The sequence below is a fragment of the Variovorax sucrosi genome (assembly GCF_051216635.1).
Taxonomy (GTDB): domain Bacteria; phylum Pseudomonadota; class Gammaproteobacteria; order Burkholderiales; family Burkholderiaceae_C; genus Variovorax.
Genome location: NZ_JBPJZU010000016.1, coordinates 1 through 9,426 on the forward strand (window position 1 = coordinate 1; position 9,426 = coordinate 9,426).

Here is a 9,426-nt window from a genome sequence, read left to right on the forward strand (position 1 = left end):
CGACATCATGGGCGAGATCTCCTCGGCCAGCCAGGAGCAGACCTCCGGCATCGAGCAGATCAACCAGGCCATCACGCAGATGGACCAGGTGACGCAGCAGAACGCGGCGCTGGTGGAAGAGGCCGCGGCAGCCGCTGCCTCGCTGCAGGAGCAGGCCGGCAGCCTGTCGCAGGTGGTCAGCGTGTTCACGCTGGAAGCCCGCAGCAGCGCTGGCGATCGCACACCGCGCGTGCTGCGGCGCGTGACCCCGGCGAGTGCCGCGGCACGCCCCGCACCGTCGCGCGCATTGCCGGCGAAGAAGACGCCGCCCAAGCTGGCGATGGCCTCCGAAGGCGACTGGACGGAGTTCTGAGCGAAGGACAAAGCGGCGGCGGCCCTCTCGATGCCGTCGGAACGTTCCTGCGGCGGACGGTGGTTCGCCGAATTTTTTTGCGGGCACGGTTGCCCGCCAGAAAGGACATGACATGGCATGGTTTCAACAGCTTCGGGTCACGGCCCGACTCATCCTCAGTTTTCTCGTCGTCGCGGCCATCGGCGCGGCGGTCAGTGCCTTCGGGATCGTGCAGATGGGGCGCATCAATGCCTCCGCCGAACGGCTCTATACGGATGAACTGCGCGCCCTGCAAGGCGTGCAGCAGGCCAACGTCCATCTGCTGTACGCCAGCCGCGCCCAGACCGGGCTGCTGTCGGCGTCCACGCGCGGCGAACGCGCCGCAGGTGCCAAGGACCTGAGCACCTCGCTCACCGGCCTGGACGCCCGCCTGGAAGAGGTGAAGCCCTTCTTCAAGCGAACCGCCGATGGCGAGACGCTGCTGAAGGACTACGACACGCTCGCGCCGGCCCTCAAGAAGCGCCTCACCGACTTCATCGGGCTGATCAACAAGCAGCCGTTGGACATCTCGCAGTTCGACGGCTTGGTGGTCGAGGAGAACACCAAGCTGCTGGCCGAGTCGCGCAGCCTCGAGACGGTGCTCAACAAGATGGTCGCCTACTGCGACGGGTTGGCCAAGGACAGCGCCTCGCAGGCGGCCTCCACCTATGAGAGCTCGCGCCTGTGGATGATCGGGCTGGCCCTGGCCGGCATCCTGGTGAGCCTGGGGCTGGGCAGCCTGGTGGCCCGCCTGCTCGCGCGCCAGCTCGGCGGCGAGCCGGCCTATGCGGCCGACATGGTCAGCCGCATCGCCGGCGGCGACCTCACGACGTCCATCGACACGCGTCGCTCCGCTGCCGGCAGCCTGCTGCTGTCGATTCATCAGATGCAGGGCCAGCTCGTCGAGGTGGTCAGCCGGATCAAGGTGTCGACCGACACCATCGCCACCGCATCGAGCGAGATCGCCTCGGGCAACCAGGACCTGTCTTCGCGCACCGAAGAGCAGGCCAGCTCGCTGGAGCAGACGGCGGCCTCGATGGAAGAACTGACGTCGACCGTCAAGCAGAACGCCGACAACGCACGCCAGGCCAACCAGCTGGCGGCTTCGGCGTCGGAAGTCGCGGTGCGCGGCGGCACCGTCGTCAGCCAGGTGGTGAACACCATGGGCTCGATCAATTCGTCGAGCAAGAAGATCGTGGACATCATTGCGGTGATCGACGGCATTGCCTTCCAGACCAACATCCTGGCGCTGAACGCGGCGGTGGAAGCGGCCCGCGCTGGCGAGCAGGGCCGCGGCTTTGCGGTGGTGGCCTCCGAAGTGCGCAGCCTGGCGCAGCGCTCGGCGGCGGCGGCCAAGGAAATCAAGGGCCTGATCGACGACTCGGTGAGCAAGGTCGCAGCGGGCAGCCAGCAGGTGGCCGAAGCGGGCCAGACGATGGACGAGATCGTGGCCAGCGTGCGTCGGGTGACCGACATCATGGGCGAGATCAGTGCGGCGAGCCACGAGCAGACGCAGGGCATCGAGCAGATCAACCAGGCCATCACGCAGATGGACCAGGTGACGCAGCAGAACGCGGCGCTGGTGGAGGAGGCCGCGGCCGCCGCTGCCTCGCTGCAGGAGCAGGCCGGCAGCCTGGTCGAGGCAGTGAGCATCTTCCGCATCGCGGGTGCCGAGGCGATCGAGCCGGCCTTCAGCCCGGCGGTGGTCCGGAAGGAGCCGCGCGGCGAACTGCCCGCACCTCGTGCCAAGGGCGCGGCACGGCCTGCCGCCCTGCCGACGAAGAAAGCACCGCCGAAGGCCCTGCCGGCCGGCGGCGACGGCGACTGGACCGAGTTCTGACACCCACCCTTTAGACGAGCCTGCCCATGACTTCATCCGCCACCCCTCCACGCTTCGTGTCCCTGGTTCGCACCCTGAGCGTTCGCGCCACGTTGGCGATGGTGGCGATGACGGCCCTGATCCTCGGCGTGTTCTACATGCTGGGCTCGGCGCAGCACCAGGACAGCGCGGCGCGGTATGCGAACGCCAAGGCGGAAGCCCTGGCCCAGTCGCTCGACACCTTCGACCAGACGATGCAGCTCAACGCCGAGAATGCCTTCGGCGTTTTCAAGCGCCAGTTCGCATCGGGCCTGGTGCTGGACGACGCGGCGCAAGGCACGCTCAGTGCCGCGGGGGTGCCCATCGACGCGGCGTCGACCCAAGAGGTGGACCAGTTCGCCAGCAGCTTCACCGGTGCCAACGCGACCGTGTTCGTCGCCGTCGGCGACGACTTCCGGCGCGTCACCACCTCGGTGAAGAAGGAGAACGGCGAACGCGCGGTCGGCACGCTGCTCGACCGCAAGAGCGCGGCGTATCCGGTGCTGCGCAGCGGCAAGCGCTTCATGGGCCGGGTCACGCTTTTCGGGCGACCCTACATCACCGTGTACGACCCGGTGCGCGATGCCGCGGGCCGCGTGATCGGGGTGCTGTACATCGGTCTGGACATTTCTCAGCAACAGGCCGCCTTCGCCGAAGCGGTGAAGCAGACGCGCATTTTCGAGCGCGGCGGCCTGTACATCCTGGACCCGGCGGGCGAGGGCAAGCTGGTCTTCCATCCCACGGCCGCCGGCAAGCCGCTGGCCGACGTGCTCGGCGCGGGTGCCGCCGCCTGGGCACGCCGCATCGGCGAGGCCGACACGGCCTGGATCGTCGATGCTCCGGCCGTGCTGGCCGAGCGCGCCGAGGGGCGTCACTATGCCTCGGTGGCGCGCAGCCGGATGACCGGGTGGCTGGTGGTGGCGGAGGTGCCGGCGGCCGAAGTGCTGGTGCCGCTCTATCGGCAGATGGCCGGCCTGGGCGCCTCCATTGCGCTGGCCGCCGCCTTGCTCGGGGTGGCGCTGGTGCTCTACATCCGCCGCACGGTCGGCCCGCTCACGGTGCTGAGCGCCCATGTGCAGCGCATCGGCGACGGCGACCTGTCGCAGCCGCTGGCCTCGCCGCGTCGCGACGAGATCGGCGCGATCACGCGCGCCGTCGAGGCGATGCGCGACGCGCTGGTGCGGGTGGTGAGCGAGGTGCGCCAGGGCACCGACACCATCGCGACCGCGTCGAGCCAGATCGCCTCGGGCAACCAGAACCTGTCTTCGCGCACCGAAGAGCAGGCCAGCTCGCTGGAGCAGACGGCGGCCTCGATGGAAGAACTGACATCGACCGTCAAGCAGAACGCCGACAACGCCCGCCAGGCCAACCAGCTGGCGGCCTCGGCGTCGGAAGTCGCGATGCGCGGCGGCAGCGTGGTCGCCCAGGTGGTCGACACGATGAGCGCGATCAACGCGTCGAGCAAGAAGATCGTGGACATCATCGGTGTCATCGACGGCATTGCGTTCCAGACCAACATCCTGGCGCTGAACGCGGCGGTGGAAGCCGCCCGCGCCGGCGAGCAGGGCCGCGGCTTCGCGGTGGTCGCGTCCGAAGTTCGCAGCCTGGCGCAGCGCTCGGCCGCGGCCGCCAAGGAGATCAAGGTGCTCATCGACGACTCGGTGGGCAAGGTCGGCGCCGGCAGCCAGCAGGTGGCCGAAGCGGGCAAGACGATGGAAGAGATCGTGGCCAGCGTGAAGCGGGTGACCGACATCATGGGCGAGATCTCCTCGGCCAGCCAGGAGCAGACCTCCGGTATCGAGCAGATCAACCAGGCGATCACGCAGATGGACCAGGTGACGCAGCAGAACGCGGCGCTGGTGGAGGAGGCCGCGGCCGCCGCCGCCTCGCTGCAGGAGCAGGCCGGACAGCTGGTGCAGGCCGTGGGCGTCTTCCGCGTGGACGCGCGTTGAACCGATGGCGCGCGCGACCTTCAATTTTCATCGGCGCTGCCGATAACCAGTCAATGGCATCGAAACGGTGCCCCTCACACTCCTCTCCACAGGTATCAAACATATGGCCGGCAACATGTTCCTGACGGGCCTCAGTGGCCTCAACGTAGCGCGCAGCTCGTTGGTCACCACCGCCCACAACACAGCCAACGTCTACACCGCCGGCTACAGCCGCCAGGTGGCGCAGATCTCGACCAATGGCGCCATCGGCACCGGCGCCGGATTCGTCGGCATGGGCGCGCTGGTGACCACGACCAGCCGCAGCTACGACAGCTACCTCACCGCCCAGCTCAACACGGCGCAGTCGGCGTCGGCTGCCCTGACGTCCTACGGCACCCAGATCGATCGCATCGACTCGCTGCTGGCCGACAAGACCTCCGGCATCAGCCCGCTGATGCAGAGCTTCTTCACCGCCACGCAAGGCGTCGCCAACACGCCGGCCGACCCGGCCGCGCGCCAGCAGCTCATCAGCTCGGCCCAGGCGCTGACCACCAAGTTCCGCTCGACCGACCAGTACCTGACGGACCTGAACAGCTCGGTCAACGACCAGATCAAGGGCAGCGTCGAGCAGATCAACACTTACGCGACCCAGATCGCCAGCCTGAACCAGCAGATCAGCCAGCTCAGCGCGATGTCCGGCGGCCAGCCGCCCAACGACCTGCTCGACCAGCGCGACCAACTGGTGAGCCAGCTCAGCCAGATCGCCGACATCAAGGTGCTTCAGCAGGACAGCGGCAAGTACAACGTCTTCATCGCCACCGGCCAGTCGCTGGTGGTGGCGGACCGCGCGGCCACCTTGCAGGCCGTGCCCTCGGCGGCCGACCCGACCCGCACCGCGGTGGCGCTCGTCGGCCTGGCCGGCAATGTGATGGAACTGAACCCGAACGCCATCACCGGCGGTTCGCTCGGCGGCCTGATGGCCTTCCGCACCGAAACGCTGGTGCCGACGCAGAACGCGATCGGCCGCCTGTCGATCGCGCTGGCCGACAGCTTCAACGGCCAGCACAAGCTGGGCCTGGACCTCACCGGCGCACTGGGCGGCGACTTCTTCTCGAAGGGTTCGCCCGCCGTGCTCAGCAATGCCAACAACACCGGCAGCGCTGTGATCTCGGCCGCCGTGACCAACAGCTCGGCCCTCACGACCAGCGACTACGGCGTCGAATACAAGGACGTGGCCGGCACGCCCACCTACGTCGTCACCCGCCTGTCGGACAAGGCGACGGTCGGCAGCTTCACCACCTTCCCGGCGACCTTCGACGGCGTCACGGTGTCGCTCGCCAGCGGCGCTGCGGCGCTGGGCGACAACTTCGTGGTGCAGCCCACCCGCACCGGCGCCCGCGACATGACGGTGCTGGTGCTCGACCCGGCCAAGGTGGCGGCGGCATCGCCGGTCGTCACCGGCAACACCGCATCCAACCAGGGCACCGGCGCCCTGGGCAAGGCGACCATCGGTGCGGGCTACCCAGCCACGCCGCTCGGCGCCAACGTGACCCTCAGCTTCGACAAGACCACCGGCCAGTTCTCGGGCTTCCCGGCCACCTCGGCCGTGACGGTCACGCTGGCCAACGGCACGTCCACCGTGTACGCCGCCGGCGCGCCGGTGCCGTACACCGACGGCGCCACGATGAGCTTCGACGGCATCTCGGTCAAGCTGACGGGTGCGCCGGCAAACGGCGACACCTTCACCATCGGCAAGAACACCGGCGGCGTGTCGGACGGCAGCAATGCGCTGCTGCTGGCCGGCCTTCAGCGCGCGACGGTCATCGGCAACGGTACCTCCACCTTCAGCGGCGCCTACGCACAGCTCGTCAGCACGGTGGGCAACCGGGCGCTGGAAGTCGGCGTGGCCGAAGCCACGCAGGTCAGCGTGACGGCGCAGATCAAGATGAGCCAGCAGTCGGTGTCGGGCGTCAACCAGGACGAGGAAACCGCCAACCTGCTGATGTTCCAGCAGATGTACCAGGCCAATGCCAAGGTGATCCAGACCGCATCGACGATGTTCGACGCGATCCTCGGCATCGCCAACTGAGCCCCTCTCTTTTTCGAATCCAGGAGCCGTGATGCGAATCAGCACCAGCACTTTCTACGAGCGCAACCTGTCTGCCCTGAACTCGCAGCAGCAGCAGCTTTTCCGCACCCAGCAGATGCTGTCGGCCGGAACCAAGTTCCTGACGGCCGGCGACGACCCGGTGGCCGCGACGCGCGCACTCGGCGTGACCCAGACGCTGGCGGAAGCCGCGCAGTACGCCACCAGCCGCGACCGCGCGATGCTCACGCTGTCGCACGAGGAAACCGCGCTCGAGAGCGCCACCTCGATCATGCAGGACATCAAGACGCTCACCGTGGCGGCCGGCAATGGCACGCTGTCGGATGCGGACCGCGCGTCGATCGCGACCACGCTGCAGAGCAAGCTCGACCAGCTGGTCGCGGTGGCCAACACCGATGACGGCAACGGCCAGTTCCTGTTCGCCGGCTACAAGAGCGGCAGCGTCCCCTTCGCCGTCGGCACGGGTGGCAGCGTCCAGTACATGGGCGACCAGGGCCAGCGAATGATCCAGGTCGACGTCGCTCGCCAGATGTCGAGCTCGGACGACGGCCGCTCGGTGTTCCAGTCGGTCCAGGGCGGCGCGGGCTATGTGACCTCCGGCGGCACCGCGAACACCGGCACCGGCGTGTTCGGTGCGGTGGGCGTGCTGGACGCCACGGCGCCTCACTACGGCAAGGACTTCGTCGTCAGCTTTGCGGCCGGCAACTACACCGTCACCACCAACGACACCCCACCGGTGGTCGCGGCCACCGGCCCCTTCACGGCCGGCACGCCGATCAGCTTCGGTGGTGTGCGGATGAACATCTCGGGCGCTCCGGCCGACGGCGACACCTTCGCCGTGACCACCGCCAAGAACGCCGGCACCGACGTGTTCGCCAGCATCGGCCAACTGGTGACCGCCCTGCGCCAACCGCTGGAAGGCGGCGGCGAGCCGGCGCGCGCGAAGCTGCTCAACGCGCTGAGCACCGCCAACGTCAAGGTCACGAATGCGCACGACAACGTGCTGACCATCCGCTCGTCGATCGGCTCGCGCATGAACGAGATCGACGCACTCGACGATGGCGGCGCCGCACGGGTGCTGAACGAGAAGAGCTATCTCTCGAGCATCGAGGACCTGGACCTGACCAGCGCCATTTCGGACTTCTACCAGCGCGAGACCTCGCTCAAGGCGACGCAGCTCACCTTCGCGCGGCTGTCGAACATCGCGCTGTTCAACTACCTCTGAGCCGGGCGACCGCGCTGGCCGAGGCCGGTGCCGCTCAGCGACGCAGGCGCGCCAGCAGATCGTCGGTCGGATAGGCGTCCGCAGGGAGGCCCGAGGCCCGCTGGTAGGCGCGGATCGCCCGTCGAGTGGCGGCGCCGACCACACCGTCGGGCGTGCCGCTGTCGAAACCCCGGGCGTTCAGCGCCTCCTGGAGTTCCCGAGTCTCGCTGCGGCTGAGCGTGCGCAGCTCGCGCGGCCACGGCGCGACGACGGCAGGCCCGCCGGCGAGCCGCTGGGACAGGAGGCTGACCGCGAGTGCGTAGCTCACCGCGTTGTTGTAGCGCAGGATGACCCGGAAGTTCGGCCCGACGAGGAAAGCCGGCCCCCGCGCACCGGCCGGCAACAGAAGCTCCGCGTCCATCAGATCGGGCAGCGCACCGTTCTGCGCCTGCACGCCGGCCGCGGCCCATTGCGCGCTCGGCCGGCGCTCGCTGGCATCGGCCAGCGCAGGATCGAAGCCCGTGGGCAAACGCACCTCTGCACCCCACGGCTGGCCGGCCTGCCAGCCGGAGCGCGCAAGGAAATGCGCGGTGGACGCCATGACGTCGGCCATGCTGCCCCAGATGTCGCGCTTGCCGTCGCCGTCGGCATCTACCGCATAGGCGAGGAAGTTCGTCGGCAGAAACTGCGTCTGCCCCATCGCCCCTGCCCACGAGCCGACCATGTGGTCGCGATCGATGTCGCCGTTGTCCACGATTGTCAGGGCGGCAAGCAGCTCCCTGCGCGCGAAATCCTCACGGCGGCCGTCGACGCCCAGCGTCGCCAGCGCGTCGATGGTCGGCGTGCTGCCGTAGTTGCCACCGTAGTTGCTCTCCAGGCCCCAGATCGCGACGAGCACCTCGGCGGGCACGCCGTAGCGCGCGGCAGCTGCCGCGGCTTCGCGCTGGACCTGGGCCTGTTTTTCCAGGCCGTTCGCCACGCGTTGCGGACTGACCGCGGTATCGAGGTAGTCCCAGATCGGTCGGGTGAATTCGGGCTGCGCGCGGTCGAGCTCGACCACGCGCGGCAGGTACTGTGCGCCGTTCAGCGCCGCGTCGAGGGTCGACGCTCGCAGGCCGGCGGCGAGCGCTCTCGTGCGCAAGTCCGCCAGCCACGAGGCGAGCCGGCGTTGCGCGTCGGCCGACGTGTCGACGGCCGGCTGCTGCTGCGGCGTGAAGGCTGTAGAGGGTGCGGCCGGAATGCCGGCCGCTGGGGGACTGTCGGGCCCGCCTGCTGTCGATGCAGCGGGCGGCGTCCCGCAGCCTGTGAGGGCCACGGAAAGCAATCCGGTGGCCAGCGATGGCACAAGGCCTGAGAGCGGGCGAAAACGAGCGACGACAAAGCAGTTCATCGCAGGATTTTCGCCGACGCCTCGTCAGTTGATGTTGGCACCCATCGCGTGGAAAGGCTTGCCCGGGACCTTGAACGTGCCGCCGTATTCGAACGGCGCGTTGTCGAGCAGCTTGCAGCCGCCCTTGGCCTTCGAGCAGGCCGTCGTCGACGGGTTGGTGTGCCAGACGATCGTGCCGTACAGGAAGTTGTGGATGCCCTTGCCGCCGTAATCCGCCACGCTGAGCACGTAGCTCTCGGTGCCGTGGTTGTCGGTGTCTTCGACGGAGATCGGATCGATCATCCGGCTTTCCTGCAGCGTGCGTGCGACGGAACCCGAGGTGATATTGGCGTCGAAGCGGACCCACTGGACCTGGCGGTCACCGCGCGAGGTCACGATCACTTCGCGCTCTACCGAGTTGGGATAGATGTTCTGGATGACCGCCGTGTCGTGGGCTGCTTTTTCCTTGGCGTAGCTGATGCTGGTCGGGTTGCGGCCCACGTTCACGGCGAAGCGCTCGGCGATGTCCGAGGGCGCACCGCCTGCGGTCTGGTTCAGGTAACCCGAGCCCAGATCGAACACGCGTA

At 68.4% G+C, this 9,426-nt stretch carries 5 protein-coding genes and 2 pseudogenes; 5 read left to right on the forward strand and 2 right to left on the reverse strand.

The window, feature by feature from the left end; translation table 11 throughout:
* The 5 genes and pseudogenes from ACSFBE_RS23720 to flgL all read left to right on the forward strand — a co-directional run.
* A pseudogene (locus ACSFBE_RS23720) lies at positions 1–352 on the forward strand (methyl-accepting chemotaxis protein); the annotation flags it as partial.
* Positions 353–464: 112 nt separating this feature from the next.
* Positions 465–2,210, forward strand: coding sequence for a methyl-accepting chemotaxis protein (locus ACSFBE_RS23725; protein WP_435492860.1), 1,746 nt, complete (start codon positions 465–467; stop codon positions 2,208–2,210).
* A gap of 26 nt (positions 2,211–2,236) precedes the next feature.
* Positions 2,237–4,180 carry a methyl-accepting chemotaxis protein gene (locus tag ACSFBE_RS23730; protein ID WP_435492861.1) on the forward strand — a complete coding sequence of 648 codons (1,944 nt, stop codon included), beginning with the start codon at positions 2,237–2,239 and terminating at the stop codon, positions 4,178–4,180.
* Between the two features lie 103 nt (positions 4,181–4,283).
* Positions 4,284–6,248 carry a flagellar hook-associated protein FlgK gene (gene flgK, locus ACSFBE_RS23735; RefSeq protein WP_435492862.1) on the forward strand — a complete coding sequence of 655 codons (1,965 nt, stop codon included), beginning with the start codon at positions 4,284–4,286 and terminating at the stop codon, positions 6,246–6,248.
* 31 nt (positions 6,249–6,279) lie between these two features.
* Positions 6,280–7,491 (forward strand): flagellar hook-associated protein FlgL, encoded by a 1,212-nt coding sequence (gene flgL / locus ACSFBE_RS23740; protein WP_435492863.1) that lies wholly within the window; start codon positions 6,280–6,282, stop codon positions 7,489–7,491.
* A gap of 34 nt (positions 7,492–7,525) precedes the next feature.
* On the opposite strand, the gene ACSFBE_RS23745 is transcribed toward flgL, so the two are convergent.
* The gene (locus ACSFBE_RS23745) at positions 7,526–8,785 is read right to left on the reverse strand and encodes a lytic murein transglycosylase (protein WP_435492864.1); all 1,260 of its coding nucleotides are present in this window, start codon (positions 8,783–8,785) and stop codon (positions 7,526–7,528) included.
* Positions 8,786–8,884: 99 nt separating this feature from the next.
* Positions 8,885–9,426: pseudogene (locus tag ACSFBE_RS23750) on the reverse strand (hypothetical protein); the annotation flags it as partial.